Below are 21,462 nucleotides of genomic sequence, written 5' to 3' on the forward strand. Positions count from 1 at the left end.
GTTCGTGCCGCGCAATCCCATGGGGGACAGAGACATGACTGAGAAAAACGCGGAAGAGATCGTCACGATGGGCGACCACCACACGCCCGCACCGCCCAAGGACGCCATCACGACCATGGGCGACCACCACACGCCGGCCCCGCCGAAGGACGGCGGCGCCACGGTCCAGGGCGACCACCACACGCCTGCCCCGCCCAAGGACGCCATCACGACGATGGGTGACCACCACACCCCGGCTCCGCCCAAGGACGGCGGGCTGACGACGCAGGGCGACCACCACACGCCGGTGCCGCCGAAGATCTGAGGAATCGGGAACACGACCCGGGGCCCGATCCGTACGACAGAACCTGATCCGTACGACAGGGCCTGATCCGTACACAGGGCCTGATCGACGGGGTGCGGCCGCGGCGGCGCGGAGGGGAGCCGCCGCGGCCGCGGCATGCCCGGGGCCCTCGGGGCCATGGGCCCAGGACTTCGGGGCGGGGCCGGGTTTTCGGCCCGCCCCGCTGTGCGGCTCCCGCCGGCAGGCCCTTCTCAGCGCCGGGCCCGCAGCTCCCGCTTGAGGATCTTCCCGCTCGCGTTCCGCGGGAGCTCTCCCACGAACTCCACCTCCCGCGGCACCTTGTAGTTCGCCATCTCCCGCCGTGACCAGGCGATCAGATCGTCCGCCGTCAGCGTCGAGCCCGCGCGCCGCACCGCATACGCCTTGCCCACCTCGCCGAGGCGCGCGTCCGGGACCCCGATGACCGCGATGTCCGCGATATCGGGGTGCAGGCCGAGCAGTTGCTCGATCTCCGCGGGGTAGGCGTTGAAGCCGCCGACGATGAACATGTCCTTGATCCGGTCGGTGATACGGAGGTTGCCCTCCTCGTCCAGGACGCCGACGTCGCCCGTGTGCAGCCAGCCGTCCTCGTCGATGACCCTGGCCGTCTCGTCCGGATCCTCGAAGTAGCCCTGCATCACATGGTGTCCGCGCACGAGCACCTCGCCCGGCCGGCCCGGTTCCGCCAGCACCTTCAGCTCGGTGCCGGGTATCGCACGCCCGGAGGTGGACGAGATCGTCTCGGGGGCATCGCCGCGGCGGCACATGGTGACGATGCCGCTCGCCTCGGAGAGTCCGTACGCGGTGAGGACGGTGTCGATGTGCAGCTCGTTGCGCAGCCGTTCGACCAGTTGCAGGGGCACGACGGCCGCGCCGGTGACGACGAGTCGCAGCGGGGACAGATCGTGCTGGTCGCGGGTGGGGTGGTCGAGCAGCGACTGGTGGAGGGTGGGCGGTCCGGGCAGGACGGAGATGCGCTCGGAGGCGATGTTGGCGAGGACCGTGCTCACGTTGAAGACCGGCTGCGGCACCATCGTCGCGCCTCGGGTGAGGCAGGCGATGATGCCGGCCTTGTAGCCGAAGGTGTGGAAGAACGGGTTCACGATCAGATAGCGGTCGCCTTCGCGCAGTCCGGCGAGCTCGCTCCACACGTCGTAGCAGCGCAGGGTCTGGGCGTGGGTGATCACCGCACCCTTGGGGCTGCCGGTGGTGCCGGAGGTGAAGATGATGTCCGAGGGCGCGGACGGCTCCACCGAGTCGGCGCGGGTGCGGACCTGTTCGGCCGTGACGCTGTCGCCGCCCGCCAGGAAGTCCTTCCAGGTCCGGTAGTCCTGGGGTGCGCTGTCCGCGAGGACGACCACCTGCTCCAGCTGCGGGAGTTCGACGTCCGCGCGGCGCAGGGAGGCGACGTAGGAGGTGCCGAGGAAGGTGCCGGTGACGAAGAGCAGCCGGGCGTGGCTGCGGCGCAGCACCCAGGCCGCCTCGGTGCCCTTGAAGCGGGTGTTGAGCGGTACGAGGACCGCGCCGGCGGTGACCGCGCCCAGCGCGGAGACGATCCAGTCGAGGGTGTTGGGCGCCCAGACGGCGACGCGGTCGCCCTTCTCGACGCCGGCGGCGATGCACGCGGCGGCGGCCCGTTCGACGCGCTCGCCCAGTTCGGCGTAGCTGACGCGGGTGCGGCCCTCGACGACCGCCTCGCGCTCCCCGTACCTTTCGGCCGCGTCCCGCACCAGCTTCGGGACGGTGCCCCATTCCAGGTCGCCGCGCATGGAAAGCCTCCCGTCGCAGTAGCTGACTAGCCGTCAGATTAGCTGTAGCCTGACGCGCTGTCAGCAGTGGGGACGAACGGTGGAGGTGCCCGTGGCCGGTCTCGGAACTGTCTCCCTCAAGGACGCGACGGCGATAGCCGGCATAGGCCAGACGGCCTTTGCCCGCCAACTGCCCGAGTCCGAGAAGACCTTGGCGTGCCGGGCGATCATCGCGGCGCTCGACGACGCGGGCATCGACGCCTCGGAGGTCGACGCCTTCGCCTCGTACACGATGGAGGAGACGGACGAGGTCGAGGTGGCCAAGTCGATCGGCGCAGGCGACGTCACCTTCTTCTCCAAGGTCGGTTACGGCGGCGGCGGTTCCTGCGCCACGCTCGCCCATCTCGCCGCGGCAGTCGCGACCGGCCAGGCGAGTGTGGGCGTCGCGTGGCGCTCGCGCAAACGCGGCTCGGGGCCGAGGCCGTGGAAGAACACGGCCGTGCAGCTCCCCACGCCCGCCCAGTGGACCAGGCCCTTCGGACTGCTGCGGCCCGCGGACGAGATCGGCCTGCTGGCCCGCCGCTACATGCACGAGTACGGCGCCACCCGCGACCATCTCTTCAACGTGGCCCTGGCCTGCCGCAACCGCGCCAACCAGAATCCGGCCGCGATCATGTACGAACGGCCGCTGACCCGCGAGATGTACATGACCTCCCGCTGGATCAGCGAACCGCTCTGCCTCTTCGACAACTGCCTGGAGACCGACGGAGCGCTGGCCTGCGTCATCGTCTCCGCCGAGCGGGCCCGCGACTGCCGCCACCGCCCCGTGTACCTCCACTCCGCCGCCCAGGGCCTGCCGGCGCAGCACCACGGCATGGTCAACTACTGGAACGACGACCCCCTCACCGGCCCCGCCTGGACGGCCGCCCGGCAGCTGTGGAAGACCGCGGACTTCGGACCGCAGGACGTCGACGTGGCCCAGATCTATGACGCGTTCACCCCGCTCGTCCCGCTCTCCCTGGAGGGCTACGGCTTCTGCGGACGCGGCGAGGGCGCGGCCTTCACCGAGGGCGGCGCCCTGGAGATCGGCGGCCGGCTGCCGCTGAACACCGGGGGCGGCGGGCTCAGCGAGGCGTACGTCCACGGCTTCAACCTCATCAACGAAGGCGTGAAGCAGCTGCGCGGCATCTCCACCGCCCAGGTCCCGGACGCCGCCACCTGCCTGGTCACCGCGGGCGAGGGAGTGCCCACATCCGCCGTACTGCTGAGGAGTTGAGATGCCCGACGCCCTGCTGACGCCCGTCGTCGACGACGACGGCGCGCCGTTCTGGGAGTACGCCGCGAGGGGCGAACTCCGGGTGCAGGCCTGCGCCGCCTGCGGCGAACTGCGCTTCCCGCCGCGGCCCTGCTGCCCGCACTGCCGGTCCTTCGACAGCGAGTGGCGGCTGATGAGCGGGCGCGGCCGGATCTGGTCGTATGTGATCCCGCATCCGCCGCTGCTGCCCGCCTACGCCGAACAGGCCCCGTACAACGCGGTCGTCGTCGAGCTCCTGGACGCCCCCCGCATCCGGCTGGTCGGCAATGTGGTCTCCGCGCCGGACGCGCCGCTGAACTCCGTGGACCCGGGGCGGCTGCGGATCGGGGCGGGTGTCCGGGTCGCGTTCGCTTCCGCGGTGGGTGCGGGCGTACGGATGCCGCGCTGGCTGCTGGAGCGGTCATGAGCGTCCGCGTCGAGCCGGACAAGAGCACGGGCGTCGCACTCGTCACCCTGGACCGGCCTGCGAAGCACAACGCGATCGACCTGGCCACGGCCGATCGACTGGCCGATGTCTGGCAGGAGTTCCGCTTCGACGACTCGGTACGGGCGGCGGTGGTGACGGGCGCGGGCACCAAGGCGTTCTGCACCGGCATCGACCGGTCGGTCGAGGTGCCGCAGCCGTCGTCGCCGTACTCGGTCGACGATCCGCTGATCAGGATCGGGCCCAAGGCGAACGACCTGTGGAAACCGGTCGTCGCGGCGGTCGAGGGCATGGCGTGCGGCGGCGCGTTCTATCTGCTGGGCGAGAGCGAGTTCGTGGTGGCCTCGACGGAGGCGACCTTCTTCGACCCGCACACCACGTACGGCATGGTCAGCGCCTACGAGACGATCCTGCTGGCGCAGCGGATGCCGGTCGGCGAGGTGGCGAGGATGGCGCTGATGGGGACGGCGGAGCGGGTCTCGGCCGTCCGCGCGTACGAGACCGGCCTGGTCTCCGAGCTCACCGATCCGGGCGAGGCGGTGGCAGCGGCGCTGCGCGCGGCGGAGGTGGTGGCCTCGTACCCGACGGCCGCGGTCCAGGGCACGGTCCGCGCGGTGTGGGCCGCCCGGGAAGCGGCACGGACCCAGGCGCTGGCACTGGCCCCGCACCTGGTGTCCCTGGGGAATCTCGCGCCGGGGGAACAGGCGGAGCTGTTCCGGGCCCGGGGCGGACCGCACCGGCTGCGGTAGGACGCGAAAACCCCCGGACCTCGCTCGGTGGTCCGGGGGCCGTGCGTGGGTCAGCTCGCCGTACGGCTCGCGCTCACCACTTCGCACTTCTTGTACTCGGAGCCGTTCCCGCTGCCGGGGTAGGCGGTCGTCGCCTCGCCCTTCGCCGACGAACCGGCCGCGACCTGGAGGTCGTCGATCCGCGCGGTGGCCTTGGTGACGGTGGTGTCCCCGAGGTCGCCCTTGAACTCCAGGTTCACGTCGTAGGCGTAGGCGAGCGAGTCACTGTTGTTGACGGTGATCTTCGCGGTGAGGTTCTTGCCGCTCGCGTCCAGGCCGCACGAGTCGATCGTGACGTCGCGCAGGGCCTTGTTGGCGCTGGAGCCGCCCGTCACCGAACCGGTCGAACCGCCGGACGTCGTGGTGTCGCTGTCGTTGTCGTGGCTTCCGCCGGAGCTGCTGCTGTTGCTTCCGCTGCTGCTGCCACCACAGCTGCCACCGCCGGAACCCCGGGCCCCGGTGAGCGCGACCAGGACGATGCCGAAAACGGCGACGGCTTTGACATGACGAATCTTCACTTCTCAACCCCCGTTGAAAGCGCGGTACTTGCGGCTCGCTTTGACGAGCGCACGTCACCATAGCAGTCGGAATCGTCACGACATGCGTGACGGCCGTCGTACGCAACACGGAAGGGGCGTCATACGGCGGCCGTCCTGACCTGACGCTACGCCCGCGGGGTGCGCTGCGCCATTTGGGCCCGCGGGCCCGGGGTCAGCGGCCCCCGCGGCCCGTCGCGGTGCCCTTGATCGCGTCCAGGGCGTAGACGCAGCGGTCCTTGCTGCAGGCGTAGACGACGCCGCTCCGCGCCACCGGTGAACCCGTGATCTCGCCGCCCGTGGCCAGCTTCCAGCGCAACTGGCCGCCGCTCGCGTCCAGGGTGTAGAGGACATGGTCCGCCGAGCCGAAGTGGACGCGGCCGTCGGCGACGACGGGGGCGCCGATGACCTCGCCGCCCGCCGCGAAGCGCCACATCGGCGTGCCGGTCACCGCGTCCAGGGTGTAGAGCGCGCTGCCGCTGCCGACGTGCACGTTGCCGCCCGCCACCAGCACCGGCTCGATGGACTGGCGCGACTCGGTGGCGATGCGCCAGCGGTCCTTGCCGGTGATCGCGTCCAGGGCGTACACCGTGCCGAGATAGTCGGCGAGATACACACCGCCGCCCGTCACCGCGGGCCCCGGCGCGAACGCCGGCGCCGACAGGAAGACCGCCGGCGACTCGAAGTGCCAGCGCACCAGACCGCTCGCGATGTCGATGGCCAGGACGCGGGTGCCGGCGGCGACATAGACGTGCCCGTCCGGCGCGGGCTGCACCCGCACGGGCACATTGCCGCACGAGGCCGCGTCCCCGACGGGGTAGGACCAGCGCTCCACGCCGGTACGGGTCTCCACCGCCCGCAGTCGGGCGTCCTTCCACACGTACACGGTGTCGTCGAAGATCGCGGGCCCGGCCTCGGGCGTCTCGAAGTCCGTCTGGGCGCCGGTCAGCTCCCACAGCTTCTCGCCGTTGGACGCCTCCCATGCCTGGACACCGCCGCCGCGCGTCCCGGTGAGGACGGTGCCGCGGTCGACCTTGAGGGAGTACACCCAGGCATCGGTCTGCAGACGCCAGCGCTCCTGGCCGGTCGTCGAGTCGAGCGCGTACAGCGTGGGGCCGTCGGACGCGTGGATGCGGCCGCCCGCGACGGCCATCGCCCAGGCCACGTCACGGGTCTTGAACTGGCGGCGGCCGCTGGCCACGTCCAGGGCGTGCACCTCGAAGGAGGTCACGTAGAGCAGGTCGCCGTCGACCACCGGGGTGCCCCAGACGTCGTTCGACATCCGGAAACGCCACGGGCGCCAGTGCGCGGGGCCGTCCGGGGGCGAGGAGGGCGGCGGGACGGGCACGGGCGGCGCCGTCGGGACGGCACTGGTCGCGGCCTCCGAACCGTTCAGGCCCGCCGGCGGGCGGACCCAGCCGGTGGCAGGACCCGCGTCGGCGACGGGACCGCGGCCCGCCTCGGCGACCCGGGGCCCGGGGCCGATCGGCACCTTGGCGCCCGGCAGCCTGATCGCACCGGCCGATGCGGCGGCGCCGACCGGCGCATGGTCGGTCCGGGGGTCTCCGCCGCCGTGGTGCGGCGGGTCCCAGTCGGCGTTCGGCCTTCTCGGCGGTGCCTGCGGCTGCGGCGGGGGCGGGGTGGGCTCCTGGCGCGGGGCGGGGGCGGTCCGGCCGCCGCCGCGGCGCAGCTCGATCATCGCGGTGGCGCGCGTCGGCAGCCAGGCCGACGCGGTACCGCTGTCGTCACTGCCCGAGGAGAACAGATGCGGGGCGAGCTGGGCCTGCAGATCCTCGGGCGTCGGCCGCCGCGTGGCCTCCATCTGCATGCAGGACTCGATGAGCGGCCGCAGCTCGTCCGGCAGTCCCTCCAGGTCGGGGCCCTCGCGCAGCAGCATGAAGACGGTCTCGACCGGGTTGGCGCCGTGGAAGGGCGCATGACCGGTCGCCGCGAAGACGAGGGTGGAGCCGAGCGAGAAGACATCGCTGGCCCCGGTCACGCTGCGTGAGTCGCGGGCCTGCTCGGGCGACATGTACGCGGGGGTGCCCACGGCGACGTTGGTCATCGTCAGCCGGGTGTTGGAGACGCCGGACGCGATACCGAAGTCGATCACCCTCGGACCGTCCTCGACGACGAGCACGTTCGACGGCTTGAGGTCGCGGTGGACGAGCCCCGCGCCATGGATGGACTGGAGCGCCTCGGCGATGCCCGCGGCGAGCCAGCGGACGGCCTGGGCCGGCATCGGCCCGCACTCATTCACTATTTCCTCGAGCGAGGGGGCCGGGACGTAGGCGGTGGCCAGCCACGGCACCGCCGCGCGCGGGTCGGCCTCCACCTCGCGGGTGAAGCGGACACGGAACAGCTGGTCCTCGGCGAGCTCGGTGCGCACGGTCTTGATCGCCACCCGGCGGCCGGACGCCGACCGTGCGAGATAGACCAGTCCCATGCCGCCGGCTCCGAGCCGCCCCAGCACCTCGAACGGACCGATCCGTCTCGGGTCATGCTGCGTCAGCTGCTCCATACCTGCCTGCCACCTCCCCGTACGGGCCCCAGATCGAAATGGGCCCGTTCCCTACAGCCCCGTGCAGCGTCTCACCACCGAGACCCTCAGCGGTGCGCACCCTGATTCTTCCTGTCGGAGGCGGCGGTTGCGAACCCGGGGGCGGATCGGGGTGTCTCACCCGGATTCGGGCACGGGATCCGGGGCCGGATCGGTACCGTCCGCCCCCTCTTCCGGGGTGTTCTCGTCGGCCGGCTCGGCCAGTACGGCGAAAGTGGCGCCCTGATTGTCGGTGAGTACGGCGATTCGCCCATAGGGAATGTCGAACGGAGGCGCCTGGACGCGGCCGCCGAGAGCGGTGACCGTCTCGGCCGCGGCATCGCAGTCGTCGACGCAGAAATAGATGAGGAAATGGTCCGGCATCTCTGCGGGAAATGCGCCGGTGATCACACTGCGGCCACCGATGGCGGTGTCCGGGCCGGGCTCCGCGCCCCGCGGCGACCAGAGCCGGAAGTCGACCGAGCCGTCCTCGAGGTCCGTCCCCAAGAAGCCGAAGACGGTCTCGTAGAAGGCGTCGGCCCGTCCCTTGTCCCGGGCGTAGACCTCGGTCCAGCAGTACGAGCCGGGCTTGCCCTGTTCCTCGAATCCCGCCCGTTCGGCCGCCTGCCAGAGGCCGAAGACGGCGCCGCCCGGGTCCGCGGCGACCGCCACGATGCCGGTGGTCCCCCTCTGCTGCGGGGGCACGATCACCTGGCCGCCGGCGTCGGTGATGCGCCCGGCCAGCAGATAGGCGTCGGGGGTGGCGAAGTAGACGCCCCAGACGGTGGGCATCCGGCCGTCGCCCTTGGGCGTGAGGGCGGCGACGAGCTTTCCGGCGCTGAAGGCGTCGGTCTGCGCGCCTTCCCCGGGCGCGAACGTCCAGCCGAACAGTTCTCCGTAGAAGCGCTTGCCTGCCTCGACGTCGGGAAGCGCTGCGTCCGCCCAGCACGGTGTGCCCTCGGGGAATGCGGCCATGGACGTCGTTCCTTCCGTGTGATGCCCGTCACCTTCACGCTAACGTCGCAGCACAGCGGGCGACAGCGGGCACACAGGGACTCAACCGAACATATGACCTAATGCGGTCATTGGGCTTCACAAAGGACCCGGAATTGTTGAGTTGTCCACGAAAGTTGTCCACAGGCTGTTGATAAGACTATTGCCGCACCCCATTTGCAGTCGGCCGAATCGCGCGCCGATCACCCCTCGGTAAGCTGACGGCATGACAGGACAAGTACGCACCGTCGACGGCCGAGTGGCCGGGCGACGCGGACAGGCGACGCGGCAGAAGCTGCTCGACTGCCTCAGCGAGATGCTCAGCTCCTCGCCGTACCGGGACGTCAAAGTCATCGACGTGGCCCGGAAGGCGGGCACTTCCCCCGCGACCTTCTACCAGTACTTCCCCGACGTCGAGGGCGCCGTCCTCGAACTCGCCGAGGAAATGGCCAAGGAGGGCACCGGGTTGACCGAGCTGGTCTCCGGCCGCACCTGGGTCGGAAAGGCCGCCTGGCAGGCGTCGGAGGAACTCGTCGAGGGATTCCTCGACTTCTGGCGACGCCACGACGCGATTCTCCGGGTGGTCGACCTCGGCGCCGCGGAGGGCGACAAGCGGTTCTACAAGATCCGCATGAAGATCCTCAACTCGGTCACCAACTCCCTTACGGACGCGGTGAAGGACCTGCAGTCCAAGGGCAAGGTCGACAAGGACGTGAGCCCCGCCGCAGTGGCGGGCTCCCTGGTGGCGATGCTGGCCGCGGTGGCCTCGCACCAGAAGGGGTTCACCACCTGGGGTGTGAAGCAGTCCGAACTGAAGCCGAATCTGTCGCTGTTGGTGCACCTGGGCATCACGGGCAAGAAGCCGACGCGGTAGGCGTTCACGTCCCACCCCACACGTCCTGTCACGCCGACGGCGGTCCCTTCCCGGGTGACCGCCGTCGGCGCTCTTGTCCCTCGCGACCGCAACTCCCGTGCTCTCAGGGCCCGATGACATGCGTCGTCGGCGGTCGCGTGACGGGCGTTCTCAGCGCCGCGTGAGGGGCGTTCTCAGCGCCTCGTGAGGCGGAACAGCCGGATCTGACGCGTGATCCTCGACTGGTAGGTGGCATACGGCGGCCAGAACCGCAGCGCCTCCTTCCACACCCGCTCCCGCTCCTCGCCCTCCAGCAGGCTCGCGCGCACGGCGATGTCCTCGCCCTTCCAGCTCACCTCCGCGTCGGGATGCTTCAGCAGGTTCGCCGTCCAGGCCGGATGGCCCTCACGGCCGAAGTTGGAGCCGATCAGAATCCAGTCGCCCGACTCCTCCGGCATGCACGCCAGCGGCGTCACCCGCGGCCGGCCCGTCCGCGCGCCCCGGGCCGTGAGGATCACTCCGGGCAGCATCTGGGCGCTGAGCAGCACTTTTCCCCGCGTCAGCCGGTGCACCGCACGGTCCATCGCCGGGATGACATGCGGCGCGACCTTGGCGAAGAGCCGGGTCGACGACACCTTCCGGACCAGCCGCACACCTGCCGGTGCCTTCGCCATCAGACCGCCACCGCCGTCCGTGCCGCGCGGCCCGCGAACAGGCCCGCGGTCTCGGCGGCGTGGGCCCGCAGCCGGTGCACCGGGCCGAAGAGCAGTTCGTCGGACGCGGCCCGCTTGAACCAGAGGTGCGCCTCGTGTTCCCAGGTGAACCCGATACCGCCGTGCAGCTGGACGGCCTCGGCCGTGACCTCGCGCAGGGCTTCCAGGCACTGGGCGAGCGCGAGCCCGCCCTCGACCGGGTGCCGGGCCGCGTAGTAGGCCGCCGAGCGGGCCGCCTGCACCCGTACGTACTGATCGGCCAGCCGGTGTTTCACCGCCTGGAAGGAGCCGATGGGCCGGCCGAACTGCTCCCGGCCCCGCACGTACTCCACGGTCCGGTCGAGCGCACTCGCCGCTGCGCCCACCGCCTCCGCGGCGAGCAGCGCGGCCGCGCCCGCGCCGGCCGCGGCGAGGGCTCCGGTCACGTCCGCCGTGTCGTCGTCCCCCAGCAGCTCGGCCGGGCAGTCGCGCAGTTCGACGCGGGCCTGCGGCCGGGTCTCGTCGAGCGAGGTCTGCCGTACCCGCGTCAGCCCCTCGGCGTCCGGCCGGACCAGGAAGAGCAGGGTCCGGCTGCGCGGGAACCCTCCCGTGTGGGCGGCCACGAGCAGCAGGGGGGCGCTGTGCCCGTCGAGCACCTGGCGGGCCTCCCCGTAGAGCAGGGGGCCGCCGGCCGCCGTGGACCGCGCCTGCACCCCGCCGGCCCGGCCGCCGCCCGCCCACTCCCCCGTCGCGTTGTCCCCGACGAGTCCGAGTGCGACGGCGAGGCTCCCGCCGGCCACGGCGAGCGCGCAGGTCAGCGAACCGTCGGCGATCCGCGGAAGGAGTTCGTCGCGCTGCGCGGGCGTGCCGAGAGCGGCGATCAGGGGCGCCGCGAGACCCGAGGTGGCCAGCAGCGGCGAGGGCAGCAGGGCCCGTCCGGTCTCCTCGAAGGCGACGGCGAGCTCGGCGAGGCCGCAGCCCACGCCGCCGTACGACGCCGGCAGCGCGAGACCCGGCAGTCCGAGCTGCTGGGAGAGCCGCGCCCACAGCTCGGGGTCGTGCCCGTCGGCGGTCCGGACGGCGGCCCTGACCTCGTCGGGGCCGGCGCGTTCGGCGAGCAGCTCGCGCAGGGTACGGCGGATGTCGTCCTGCTCCGCGGTGGCGGCGGTGTCCATGGCAGCCCTCCCTGTCTGACGGGTCGTCATGTTAGGTGCGGGACCCCCAGATGCACAGTCCCGTGCACCACGTGCGCATCCCTCCGTGGAGCAGATCTGATGTACCGTCAGATTCATGCCTTCCTCATCGCGCACCGCACGCAAGGTCGCCATCGTCGGCATATCCCTCTCGGACTGCGGCCGCGTCGACGGCCCCACGCCCTATGCCCTCCACGCCCAGGCGGCCCGCCGGGCGCTCGCCGACTCGGGCCTCGCACGCGAGAGCATCGACGGCTTCGGTTCGGCCGGCCTCGGCACACTCGCCCCCATCGAGGTCGCCGAGTATCTGGGCCTGCGGCCGCGGTGGGTGGACTCGACCTCCGTGGGCGGTGCCACCTGGGAGGTCATGGCGGCCCATGCCGCCGACGCGATCGCGGCCGGCCACGCCAACGCCGTCCTGCTGGTCTACGGATCGACCGCCCGCGCCGACATCAGAGCGCGCCGGCGCACCGCCGGTCTGTCCTTCGGCGGCCGGGGCCCGCTCCAGTTCGAAGTCCCGTACGGACACACGCTCATCGCCAAGTACGCGATGGCCGCCCGCCGTCACATGCACGAGTACGGCACGACCCTGGAGCAGCTCGCCTCGGTGGCGGTCCAGGCACGGGCGAACGCCGCCGCCAATCCGGAGGCGATGTTCCGCGACCCGATCACCGTGGACGAGGTGCTCGACGGCCCGGTCATCGCCGACCCGTTCACGAAACTGCACTGCTGCATCCGCAGCGACGGCGGCTGCGCGGTGCTGCTGGCGGCCGAGGAGTACGTGGCGGACACCGCGAGCACCCCGGTGTGGATCCTCGGCACCGGCGAACACGTCTCGCACGCGACGATGTCGGAGTGGGACGACTTCACCGTCTCCCCCGCCGCCGTCTCGGGCCGGCTCGCCTTCGAGCGCGCGGGACTCACCCCGGCCGACATGGACATCGCCGAGATCTACGACGCCTTCACGTACATGACCCTCGTGACCCTGGAGGACCTCGGCTTCTGCGCCAAGGGCGAGGGCGGCCCGTTCGTCGAGAAGGGCCGCATCAGCCGCACCGGCGAACTCCCGGTGAACACCGACGGCGGTGGTCTCTCGGCCTGCCATCCGGGGATGCGCGGGCTGTTCCTGCTGGTGGAGGCCGTACGGCAACTGCGCGGCGAGGCGGGCGGACACCAGGTCCACCTGCCGGACGGCGGCCCGCCGCGGCTGGCCGTGGCCTCGGGGACGGGCGGCTGGTTCTGCTCGTCGGGAACGGTGGTGCTCGGCCGGGACTGACCCGGCGCACACCCGCGGAACGACTGGCGGTGCGGGTCAGGCAGCGTCCGGCGGGAGCAGCCGCTCGACGAGCTGCGTGATCAGATCGCCCGCCTGCTTCTCGGGAAACACGTCGGGCAGCGTGAGCCGCTCCACCACCAGCCAGTTGGTGGCGAGGTAGATCATCCTGACCGCGTCGGCGTCGCCGGGCAGGCCCGAGGCGAGGTGGTGCTGGACATTGGCGTCGACGTCCTCACTGACCCGTGCGGTCAGCACCGCGCGCAACTCCGGCCTGCGGGTAGCCTCCAGGCGCAGTTCGAGCAGGGCGAGGTAGCCGGTGCGGAAGGCGGCGACCCGCTCCACGACCTCGCGCACCAGCTCAGCCGTACGGGCCCGGGTGGTGGGGCCGGTGAGCATGGCCTCCATCGTGGCGTCGTCGGGGCGCATGCGCTCATAGATGCGGCCGCCGGCCTGGTTGAGGAGGTCGTCGCGGTTGCTGAAGTAGTTGGACGCGGTGCCCTTGGGCACGTCCGCCTCGGCGTCCACGGCCCGGAAGGTCAGCCCCCGGGCGCCGTCCCGGGCCAGCACCTCGATGGCGGCGTCCACCAGCGCCGCGCGCCGGGCCAGGTTCTGCCTCATCCGCGATCCTTCCGCTCACCCCGTCCGCCAGCGATACCACTGCGAGTGTAGTACTTTGCCGCCATGGGCAACGACCAGCAGGCGACCTTCCGCGCTCTCCTCCATGCGCAGCGGGTCTGGGACATCACCCTTCCGGCCTTCGACGCCACGGACGCGCCCCCGGCCCCCCTCCCGCTCTTCCACCGGTGGTTCGGCGAGGCGGTGGCGGCCGGCCAGACCGAGCCGCACACCATGTCGCTGGCCACGGTGGACGACCGGGGGCGCCCGGACGTACGCACGCTGATGCTGCACGACGCGGACGAGCGGGGCTGGCACTTCGCCTCGCACGCCACGAGCGCGAAGGGGCGGCAGCTGGCCACGCACCCCGACGCGGCGCTCGGCTTCTACTGGGCCACGCAGGGCCGGCAGGTCCGGGTCCGCGGCCGGGTCACCGCAGCCGGTTCGGCGGAGAGCCAGGCATCTTTGCACGCACGCTCCACAGGTGCGCTGGCGGCGGCGCTCACCGGGCGGCAGAGCGACGTCCTCGGCTCCCGCGAGGAGTTGGCGGACGCCTCGCGGGCCGCGTGGGAACGTGCGCAGGCGGAGCCGGAAACGCCCGTGCCGACCTGGACGCGCTATGTGCTCGCCCCCGAGGAGGTCGAATTCTTCCAGGGCGACGGGGAGCGGCAGCACGTACGGCTGCGTTACCGCCGGGCCCAGGAGGGGTGGCGGACCGAGCTGCTCTGGCCCTGATCGGGACGGAGGTACCGGCGGCGGGGCGTACGGATCAGGGGGAAGGCGCCGGCGCCTCCGGACGGAACACCGGGACGGCGATCTCGCCGTCGGCCCGGAAGGCGGCCCGCAGCGGCATGCCGATGCGCAGCAACTCCTGGGGGCAGCCGACGACTTCGGTCATCATGCGCGGCCCCTCGGCCAGGTCGACGACGGCCGCGGTGTACGGCACCCGGTCACCGAAGGGCGGCAGATCGTTGCGGTGCACGACCGACCAGGTGTAGAGCGTGGCCCGGCCGGACGCCCGCTCCCAGACGACGTCCTCGCTCCAGCAGAACGGGCAGAATTCCCGCGGGTAGTGATGCGCCCGGCCGCAGTCACCGCACCGGCGGATCAGCAGCCGGCCCTCGGCGGCCGCCTCCCAGAACGGACGGGTGAAGTCGTCGGCCTCCGGGGTCGCGGTCATCAGAAGAGCCCGATCGCGCTGTCGAGGGACCAGGTCTGCCAGGACATGGCGAACAGGGCGACCAGGGAGATGAGCGCCATCATGGCGTTCTGCCCCTGCTCGGCCCAGTCGTGGATCATCAGCACCAGGTAGAGCAGGTTGAGCAGCAGTCCGCCGACGAGGGCGACCGGGGTCAGGAAGCCGACGACCAGTCCGAGGCCGAGGGCGAGTTCGGCGTAGACGACGACGTAGGCCATCGCCCGCGGGCGGGGCTCGACCACGGCACGGAAGCCTTCTCTCACGAAGGGCCAGCGGTGCCGGCCGGCCACGTCCGCCGCCCACGCGATACCGGTGCCGCGCTCGAACCAGCCCTTCTTGTCCTTGTGACGCCAGCTCTCCAGCCACCACAGGCCGAGGCCGATGCGCAGAACGGCGAGCCATTCGGCGCCGGTGAGCCAGACGGTCTCCATCCGGACCTCCTTCTCCCCGGGCGGTCCCCAGGCGTTGCGCACAGAATTTCTGACGGTACGTCAGTTCAGCGGATGTCACTGCCCGTGCGCAAGAGGTCTGCGGGCGTGATCGATTCGCAACCGATTCCCGTCTTGACTGAGACCCATCAAGTGAACGCGCGATTACGCTCACGCGATATGGCCGACGAAAAGGACATCGATCGCACGGACGACAGACCCGCCTACATCATCGGCGGCGGTCCGGGCGGTCTCGCCGCTGCCGCCGCGCTGCGCGAGCGGGGCGTACGGGCCGTGGTGCTGGAGAAGTCCGACGCGGTCGGCGCCTCGTGGCGCCGCCACTACGACCGGCTCCATCTGCACACCACCCGCAAGCTGTCCGGCCTGCCGGGGCTCGCCATGCCGCGCTCGTTCGGACGCTGGGTCTCCCGCGACAACGTGGTCCGCTATCTGGAGAAGTACGCGGAGTTCCACGAGCTGGAGATCGTGACCGGGGTCGAGGTCTCCCGGATCGAGGTGTCGGGCTCCGACTGGCTGCTGCACGCCACGGGGGGCCGGCAGCTCACCGGGCGCGCGGTGGTCGTGGCCACCGGCTTCAACCACACCCCGCGACAGCCGGACTGGCCGGGCCACGACGCGTACACCGGCGAACTGCTGCACGCGAGCGACTACCGCAACGCCGAGCCCTACCGTGGCAAGGACGTCCTCGTCGTCGGCGTCGGCAACACGGGCGCGGAGATCGCGGTCGACCTGGTGGAGGGCGGCGCCGCCCGGGTGCGCCTCGCCGTCCGCACGGTCCCGCACATCGTCCGCCGCTCCACCGCCGGCTGGCCGGCCCAGCGCACCGGCATCCTCGTACGCAGGCTGCCCGTGGGCCTGGTGGACCGGGCGGGCAGGGTCATGTCCCGTATCGCCGTCCCCGACCTCGAAGCCCAGGGCCTTCCCCGCCCGGACACCGGCCTGTACTCACGGGTCAAGCAGGGCGCGATCCCGGTCCAGGACGTGGGCCTGATCGACGCGGTACGCAAGGGCACGGTCGAACCGGTCGCCGCCGTCGACTCGTTCGAGGCGGACAAGGTGGTCCTCGCGGACGGCACCCGCATCTCCCCGGACACGGTGATCACGGCCACCGGCTACCGCCGCGCGCTGGAGGACCTCGTCGGTCATCTCGGCGTACTGGACGAGCGCGGCAGGCCGCTCACCCACGGCGGCCGGACGCTGCCGCAGGCGCCGGGGCTCTACTTCACCGGGTTCACCAACCCGATCAGCGGGATGTTCCGGGAGATGGCGATCGACGCGCAGAAGATCGCGCGGTCGCTGGCGAAGAGCTGACTCCCCCGTTCGGATCGGGCTCCGAACGAGAGACTCCCGGCCGTCCGCGAAGCCCGGGCACCGCGGACGGAACGTCCTGCGCCGGACCGCGGACGAGTCCGCCGTGACCACCGCGCGAGAGATCCGCACGGCGGCGCGGAGGACCGCCTCTTCGGAGCACCCTCTCACCCTTTGCCTGCACGACTGTTCCTGACAGGTAGTCAGTTCTGTAATCTGACTATGCGTCAGTTAACGTGGCAACGAGCAGAGCGGGGCTCAGCGATGCTTGGATCAACTCACGGCACCCTCACCTCCGACCTCCGCGCACGAGTGGTGGCCTGCGGCGAACAGCCCCGCCAGGCCGTCCATGACACCGCCTCGATCACCGCGACCGACGGCGCCATGGACGTCAGCGGACGGCCGTTGTACGCACCCGTGCCGGATCTCGACCGGTTCTTCCGGCCGTCGTCCGTCGCCGTCGTCGGTGCGTCCGACAGCGAGGGACGGCCCAACACCGGCATCACCCGGCAACTCGTCGACTGGGCCGAGCGGGTCGGCGCACGGCTCTATCCCGTGCATCCGACCCGGGAACACGTCTTCGGATTGCGCTGCTCCCCCTCCGTGGCCGACCTGCCCGAGGAGGTCGACCTCGCGGTGCTGCTCGTCGGCGATCCGCTGCCGGTGATCGGGGAACTGGCCGAGGCCAAGGTGAAGTTCGCCGTCGCCTTCGCCTCCGGGTACGCGGAGACCGGCGACGCCGGTGCGGTGGCGCAGACGAGGCTGGCGGCGGCCGTGGAACGGGCCGGGCTGCGACTGCTCGGACCCAACACCAACCTGAATGCCTTCGAGCGGTTCCGCGACGACCTGACGGGCCCCGCGATCGCCCTGATCACGCAGTCGGGACACCAGGGGCGGCCCGTGTTCACCCTCCAGGAGCTGGGCGTACGGCTCTCCCACTGGGCGCCCACCGGCAACGAGGCGGACCTGGAGACCGCGGACTTCATCTCCTACTTCGCCGAGCGCCCCGAGGTCGGGGCCATCGCCTGCTACGTCGAGGGGCTCAAGGACGGACGGTCCTTTCTGCTCGCCGCCGACCGGGCGGCCCGGCGCGGGGTGCCCGTCGTCGCGGTCAAGGTCGGCCGCACCGAGACCGGGGCACGGACCGCCGCCTCCCACACCGGCAAACTGACCGGCGCCGACCAGGTGGTGGACGCGGCGATGCGGCAGTTCGGGGTGATCCGTGTCGACGGTCTCGACGAACTCCAGGACACGGCCGCCCTGTTGGCCCGTGCCCGTCGTCCCGCCGCCGACGGCGTGGTCGTCTACTCGATCTCCGGCGGCACCGGCGCGCACTTCTCCGACCTCGCCTGTGCGGCGGGGCTGCGACTGCCGCGGCTGTCCGAGACCAAGCAGGCCGAGCTGCACACCTGGATACCGCAGTACCTGAACGTCGCCAACCCGGTCGACAACGGCGGTCATCCGGTGGGCGACTGGCGCGGACGGAAGATCATCGACGCGATCCTGGCCGACCCCTCCGTCGGGGTGCTGATCTGCCCGATCACCGGACCGTTCCCGCCGATGAGCGACCGGCTCGCCCAGGACCTGGTGGACGCGGCCGAGGCCACCGACAAGCTGGTGTGCGTGGTGTGGGGGTCGCCGGTGGGTACGGAGACGGCGTACCGCGAGACGCTGCTCGGGTCCTCGCGGGTGGCCACCTTCCGTACGTTCGGGAACTGCATCACCGCGGTCCGCGCCTTCCTGGACCACCACCGCTTCACCACGGGCTACCGCTCCCCTTTCGACGAGGCGCCCCGCACCCCGTCCCCGTCGTTCCGCAAGGCCCAGGCGCTCATGCGGCCGGGCAAGCAGCTGAGCGAGCACGCGGCGAAGCAGCTGCTGCGGGCGTACGGCATCCGTGTGCCGCGCGAGCAGCTGGTGACGAGCGCGGCCGCGGCGGTCCGGGCGGCCGGGCTGGTGGGCTATCCCGTCGTCATGAAGGCGTCCGGCACGCAGCTGGCCCACAAGACCGAACTGGGCCTGGTCAAGGTCGGACTGACCTCCGCCAGCCAGGTCCGTGACGCGTATCGCGACCTGACCGACATCGCCCGCTACGAGGGCCTCGACCTGGACGGCATCCTGGTGTGCCAGATGGTCGAGCGCGGCGTGGAGATGGTCGTCGGCGTCACCCAGGACGCGCTGTTCGGGCCGACGGTGACGGTGGGGCTCGGCGGTGTACTGGTGGAGGTCCTCCAGGACGTCGCGGTCCGCGTGCCGCCGTTCGGCGAGGACCAGGCGCGCGCCATGCTCGGCGAACTCCGCGGCCGCGCCCTGCTGGAAGGCATCCGCGGCGGCCCGCCGGTCGACGTGGACGCACTGGTGGAGGTCGTCCTGCGGGTCCAGCGGATGGCGCTGGAACTGGGCGACGAACTCTCCGAGCTCGACATCAACCCCCTGATGGTGCTGCCCCGCGGCCAGGGCGCGGTGGCGCTGGACGCACTGGCGGTGTGCCGGTGAACGCCTCCGTGCTGCACTCCGTCGACAACGGCGTCTCGTGGATCACGCTGAACCGTCCCGACGCCATGAACGCCGTCACCTGGGACCAGCGCGAGCGGATCATCGAGCTGCTCGCCGCCGCGTCCGAGGACCCCGCGATCCGGGCGGTCGTCGTCACCGGCACCGGCAAGGGCTTCTGCGCCGGCGCGGACCTGCGCGGCACCCCGTCGACGGGCCGGGACCGGATCGCCGGGGACGTCGCCCGGACGATACGGCTGGGGGCACAGCGTCTGATCGCCGCCGTGCTGGACTGCGAGAAGCCGGTGATCGCCGCGGTCAACGGCACGGCGGCGGGCCTCGGCGCGCACCTCGCGCTCGCCTGCGATCTGGTGCTGGCGGCCGAAGGGGCCACGTTCATCGAGGTGTTCGTGCGCCGGGGCCTGGTCCCGGACGGCGGCGGCGCCTATCTGCTGCCCAGGCTGATCGGCCCGCAGCGGGCGAAGGAGCTGATGTTCTTCGGCGACGCGCTTGCGGCGCAGGAGGCCGAACGCCTGGGCCTGGTCAACCGGGTGGTCGCCCCCGACGACCTGACGAAGACGGCCCGCGCCTGGTCGGAACGCCTGGCCCAGGGCCCGACGCGGGCGCTCGCGCTCACCAAGCAGCTGGTGAACGCGTCACTGGACGCGGACCGGGCGACGGCGTTCGCGGCGGAGGCGGCGGCGCAGGAGATCAACATGACGACGCGGGACGCGAACGAAGGGGTGGCGAGCTTTGTCCAGCGGCGGGGGGCGGAGTACCGGGGGCATTAGGCCCAGCCCCCGGCCCGGCCGGGGGTACTGGAACCCCGCCCCGGGCCGGGGTGCTCTCCCCACCCGGTACTCCCCCCGCCGCCCCGCGCCGCTGCGGCTCGTCGCTACGGCGCCATCTCGTACGACCCCGCCAGGGCCTCCACGCGCTCCCAGACACGCGCCGAGCGGGCCTCGTCCACCACCGGACGCCGGACCGCGCCGATCGCCCACCCCTGCTGTTCCTGCGTCGCGGAGTCCTTGCCGTGCAGCTCGACGGCGTGCGCGGAGAAGTCCCGTACAAGCACGGAGAACAGCTCGTCCAGCACGTCCTCGTCCACGTCCGTCAGACGCGCCTGCTCCAGGATCAGCTGTCCGTGCACGACCAGCGCGAACAACTGGCCGACGGCGAGCAGGAAGTCGAGGTCGCGGCTCTGCTCCTCGCCGGGGCCGGCGGTCGCGACGAACTCGCACAGCGCGTCGGCCTGTTCGCGGAAGCGGGCGACGTTCGGCACGGCGGCGTAGGCGTCGTAGGCGGTGCGCCAGTCGTGGAAGCGGACGGAGCCGAGCCCCCGTGCCGGTCCCTGCCGGAAGAGGAACGCGTCGTCGGCCGCGTCGAGGCGGGTCGGGACGGGCTCGTACGCGGCCGGGTCCAGCAGGTGGTTGCGCATGAACTTGAGGATCAGCGCGAGGTTGACGTGGACCGTGCCCTCCAGCTTGGGCAGCCCGCGGATCTCGACGGCGGCCTGGGCGAAGTACGTGTCCTTCTCGAAGCCCTTGGCGGCGATGACGTCCCACATCAGGTCGATGACCTTCTCGCCCTCCGTGGTCACCTTCATCTTCGTCATCGGGTTGAACAGCAGGTAGCGGCGGTCGTCGGGGCCCGCGGAGCGGAAGTAGTCGACGGCGCGGTCGCTGAACAGCTTCATGCCCACGAGCCGGACGTACGCGTCGGCCAGCTCGCGGCGCACGTGCGGGAAGGCGGTGACGGGACGGCCGTAGAGGATGCGGTTGTGGGCGTGCGTGACGGCCTCGTACATCGCGTGCTCGCAGATGCCGATGGAGGCGGTGCACAGGTTGAACTTGCCGACGTTGACAGTGTTGAGCGCGGCGTCGAACGCGGCACGTCCGGTGTGCAGGACGTCGTTCGGCCCGACCGGGTAGTCCTCCAGCCGGAACTCACTGACGTACTTGGAGGAGTCGACGACGTTCTGGACGAGCCGGTACGCCGGGTGGCGGCTGTCGGCGGCGAAGAAGACGTACCCGTCGGGACCCTCGACGTCGGTGCGGCGGCCGAAGACGGAGACGAGCCCGGCGGCGTTGCCGTTGCCTATGTAGTACTTGGAGCCACTGGCCCGGAAGCCGCCGTCGCCCTCGGGCGTCAGCAGCATGTCGGTGGAGTAGATGTCGGCGCCGTGGGACCGCTCGGACAGGCCGAAGGCGAACACCTCGCCCTGGGAGAGGAGCTCGGCGGCGCGGGTGCGGGCGGCGGCGTTGTCGCTCTGCCAGACCGGACCGAGACCGAGGATGGTCACCTGCCACGCGTACCAGTAGTCGAGCCCGTAGAACCCGAAGATCTCGTTGAGCGCGGCGATCCGGGCGGTGTCCCAGCGCTGGTCCTGCTGCCCGGGCCCGGCGGCGGACTGTGGCGTGAGGAAGGTGGCGAACAGCCCTTCCTTGGCGGAGAACGCGAGGAAGTCGGCGAGCCAGGCGCGGGACCGGTAGTCCTCGATCAACCGCCGCTTTCCACGGTCCTCGAACCAGTCGACGGTGGCCCGCAGGAGCCTGCGGGTCTCGGGATCGAAGTGCGCGGGGTCGTATGTGCGCGGATTGAACAGCAGGGCGTCGGCCATGGGGTTCGCCTTCCGGGACCGGGACTGAGGGTGTCCCGATCCTTCTATGCAACTCGTTGCACAGACAAGCGGGGGCGCGGGGGTGAGAGGCGGGTCACCT

The 21,462-nt window shown here is 71.6% G+C and carries 20 protein-coding genes; 10 read left to right on the forward strand and 10 right to left on the reverse strand.

The window, feature by feature from the left end; genetic code table 11:
- Window positions 1–34 precede the first annotated feature (34 nt).
- Window positions 35–304 (forward strand): hypothetical protein, encoded by a 270-nt coding sequence (locus ACQPWZ_RS15720; RefSeq protein WP_340473694.1) that lies wholly within the window; start codon window positions 35–37, stop codon window positions 302–304.
- Window positions 305–534: 230 nt separating this feature from the next.
- On the opposite strand, the gene ACQPWZ_RS15725 is transcribed toward ACQPWZ_RS15720, so the two are convergent.
- Window positions 535–2,091, reverse strand: a complete 1,557-nt coding sequence (locus ACQPWZ_RS15725) for a FadD3 family acyl-CoA ligase (protein ID WP_405570528.1) — start codon at window positions 2,089–2,091, stop codon at window positions 535–537.
- 91 nt (window positions 2,092–2,182) lie between these two features.
- Here ACQPWZ_RS15725 and ACQPWZ_RS15730 point away from each other — a divergent pair, with 91 nt between their 5' ends.
- The 3 genes from ACQPWZ_RS15730 to ACQPWZ_RS15740 are packed head-to-tail and all read left to right on the forward strand — an operon-like array spanning window position 2,183 to window position 4,558.
- Window positions 2,183–3,346, forward strand: a complete 1,164-nt coding sequence (locus ACQPWZ_RS15730; RefSeq protein ID WP_433571654.1) for a lipid-transfer protein — start codon at window positions 2,183–2,185, stop codon at window positions 3,344–3,346.
- 1 nt (window position 3,347) lies between these two features.
- Complete coding sequence (locus ACQPWZ_RS15735) at window positions 3,348–3,791, forward strand: Zn-ribbon domain-containing OB-fold protein (protein WP_405570532.1); 444 nt, start codon at window positions 3,348–3,350, stop codon at window positions 3,789–3,791.
- Window positions 3,788–4,558, forward strand: coding sequence for an enoyl-CoA hydratase/isomerase family protein (locus tag ACQPWZ_RS15740; RefSeq protein ID WP_433571655.1), 771 nt, complete (start codon window positions 3,788–3,790; stop codon window positions 4,556–4,558). Before ACQPWZ_RS15735 ends, ACQPWZ_RS15740 begins: the two co-directional genes overlap by 4 nt.
- A gap of 50 nt (window positions 4,559–4,608) precedes the next feature.
- Here ACQPWZ_RS15740 and ACQPWZ_RS15745 read toward each other — a convergent pair whose 3' ends face one another.
- From ACQPWZ_RS15745 to ACQPWZ_RS15755, 3 genes are all read right to left on the reverse strand, one after another.
- Window positions 4,609–5,115, reverse strand: a complete 507-nt coding sequence (locus ACQPWZ_RS15745) for a hypothetical protein (protein ID WP_340473699.1) — start codon at window positions 5,113–5,115, stop codon at window positions 4,609–4,611.
- Window positions 5,116–5,308: 193 nt separating this feature from the next.
- Window positions 5,309–7,654 carry a PQQ-binding-like beta-propeller repeat protein gene (locus tag ACQPWZ_RS15750; protein WP_433571656.1) on the reverse strand — a complete coding sequence of 782 codons (2,346 nt, stop codon included), beginning with the start codon at window positions 7,652–7,654 and terminating at the stop codon, window positions 5,309–5,311.
- A gap of 156 nt (window positions 7,655–7,810) precedes the next feature.
- Entirely contained in the window at window positions 7,811–8,647 is an 837-nt protein-coding gene (locus tag ACQPWZ_RS15755; RefSeq protein WP_433571657.1) for a VOC family protein, read from the reverse strand.
- Window positions 8,648–8,891: 244 nt separating this feature from the next.
- On the opposite strand from ACQPWZ_RS15755, the gene ACQPWZ_RS15760 reads away from it, so the two are divergent.
- Window positions 8,892–9,539: a TetR family transcriptional regulator gene (locus ACQPWZ_RS15760; protein WP_313945733.1), complete on the forward strand. Its 648-nt coding sequence runs from the start codon at window positions 8,892–8,894 to the stop codon at window positions 9,537–9,539.
- 173 nt (window positions 9,540–9,712) lie between these two features.
- Here the strand turns inward: ACQPWZ_RS15760 and ACQPWZ_RS15765 are convergent, their stop codons facing one another.
- Together ACQPWZ_RS15765 and ACQPWZ_RS15770 are read right to left on the reverse strand one after the other, a co-directional pair.
- Window positions 9,713–10,192: a nitroreductase family deazaflavin-dependent oxidoreductase gene (locus tag ACQPWZ_RS15765; protein ID WP_356703880.1), complete on the reverse strand. Its 480-nt coding sequence runs from the start codon at window positions 10,190–10,192 to the stop codon at window positions 9,713–9,715.
- Window positions 10,192–11,385, reverse strand: coding sequence for an acyl-CoA dehydrogenase family protein (locus tag ACQPWZ_RS15770; protein ID WP_433571658.1), 1,194 nt, complete (start codon window positions 11,383–11,385; stop codon window positions 10,192–10,194). Before ACQPWZ_RS15770 ends, ACQPWZ_RS15765 begins: the two co-directional genes overlap by 1 nt.
- 115 nt (window positions 11,386–11,500) lie before the next feature.
- Between ACQPWZ_RS15770 and ACQPWZ_RS15775 the strand changes: the two genes are divergently transcribed.
- The gene (locus ACQPWZ_RS15775; RefSeq protein WP_433571659.1) at window positions 11,501–12,679 is read left to right on the forward strand and encodes a thiolase C-terminal domain-containing protein; all 1,179 of its coding nucleotides are present in this window, start codon (window positions 11,501–11,503) and stop codon (window positions 12,677–12,679) included.
- A 36-nt stretch (window positions 12,680–12,715) separates the two neighbouring features.
- On the opposite strand, the gene ACQPWZ_RS15780 is transcribed toward ACQPWZ_RS15775, so the two are convergent.
- On the reverse strand, window positions 12,716–13,297 hold the full coding sequence (locus ACQPWZ_RS15780) for a TetR/AcrR family transcriptional regulator (protein WP_356703883.1): 582 nt from the start codon (window positions 13,295–13,297) through the stop codon (window positions 12,716–12,718).
- A gap of 63 nt (window positions 13,298–13,360) precedes the next feature.
- Here ACQPWZ_RS15780 and ACQPWZ_RS15785 point away from each other — a divergent pair, with 63 nt between their 5' ends.
- Entirely contained in the window at window positions 13,361–14,029 is a 669-nt protein-coding gene (locus ACQPWZ_RS15785) for a pyridoxine/pyridoxamine 5'-phosphate oxidase (protein WP_433571660.1), read from the forward strand.
- A 34-nt stretch (window positions 14,030–14,063) separates the two neighbouring features.
- Here ACQPWZ_RS15785 and ACQPWZ_RS15790 read toward each other — a convergent pair whose 3' ends face one another.
- Together ACQPWZ_RS15790 and ACQPWZ_RS15795 are read right to left on the reverse strand one after the other, a co-directional pair.
- Window positions 14,064–14,474 carry a Zn-ribbon domain-containing OB-fold protein gene (locus ACQPWZ_RS15790; RefSeq protein ID WP_340473707.1) on the reverse strand — a complete coding sequence of 137 codons (411 nt, stop codon included), beginning with the start codon at window positions 14,472–14,474 and terminating at the stop codon, window positions 14,064–14,066.
- Complete coding sequence (locus ACQPWZ_RS15795) at window positions 14,474–14,923, reverse strand: DoxX family protein (protein ID WP_356703886.1); 450 nt, start codon at window positions 14,921–14,923, stop codon at window positions 14,474–14,476. The genes ACQPWZ_RS15790 and ACQPWZ_RS15795 overlap by 1 nt, the downstream gene beginning before the upstream one ends.
- A 177-nt stretch (window positions 14,924–15,100) precedes the next feature.
- Between ACQPWZ_RS15795 and ACQPWZ_RS15800 the strand changes: the two genes are divergently transcribed.
- The 3 genes from ACQPWZ_RS15800 (at window position 15,101) to ACQPWZ_RS15810 (ending at window position 19,533) form a co-directional block, all read left to right on the forward strand.
- A complete protein-coding gene (locus ACQPWZ_RS15800; protein ID WP_433571661.1) occupies window positions 15,101–16,252 on the forward strand; it encodes a flavin-containing monooxygenase in 1,152 nt (383 codons plus the stop codon).
- 261 nt (window positions 16,253–16,513) lie between these two features.
- Window positions 16,514–18,745, forward strand: a complete 2,232-nt coding sequence (locus ACQPWZ_RS15805) for an acetate--CoA ligase family protein (protein ID WP_433571662.1) — start codon at window positions 16,514–16,516, stop codon at window positions 18,743–18,745.
- 65 nt (window positions 18,746–18,810) lie between these two features.
- Window positions 18,811–19,533 (forward strand): enoyl-CoA hydratase/isomerase family protein, encoded by a 723-nt coding sequence (locus ACQPWZ_RS15810; RefSeq protein WP_433573827.1) that lies wholly within the window; start codon window positions 18,811–18,813, stop codon window positions 19,531–19,533.
- Window positions 19,534–19,637: 104 nt separating this feature from the next.
- On the opposite strand, the gene ACQPWZ_RS15815 is transcribed toward ACQPWZ_RS15810, so the two are convergent.
- On the reverse strand, window positions 19,638–21,362 hold the full coding sequence (locus ACQPWZ_RS15815) for an acyl-CoA dehydrogenase family protein (RefSeq protein WP_433571663.1): 1,725 nt from the start codon (window positions 21,360–21,362) through the stop codon (window positions 19,638–19,640).
- Between the last annotated feature and the right edge of the window lie 100 nt (window positions 21,363–21,462).

Source organism: Streptomyces sp. CA-251247, from assembly GCF_050952975.1.
Taxonomy (GTDB): Bacteria; Actinomycetota; Actinomycetes; order Streptomycetales; family Streptomycetaceae; genus Streptomyces; species Streptomyces achmelvichensis.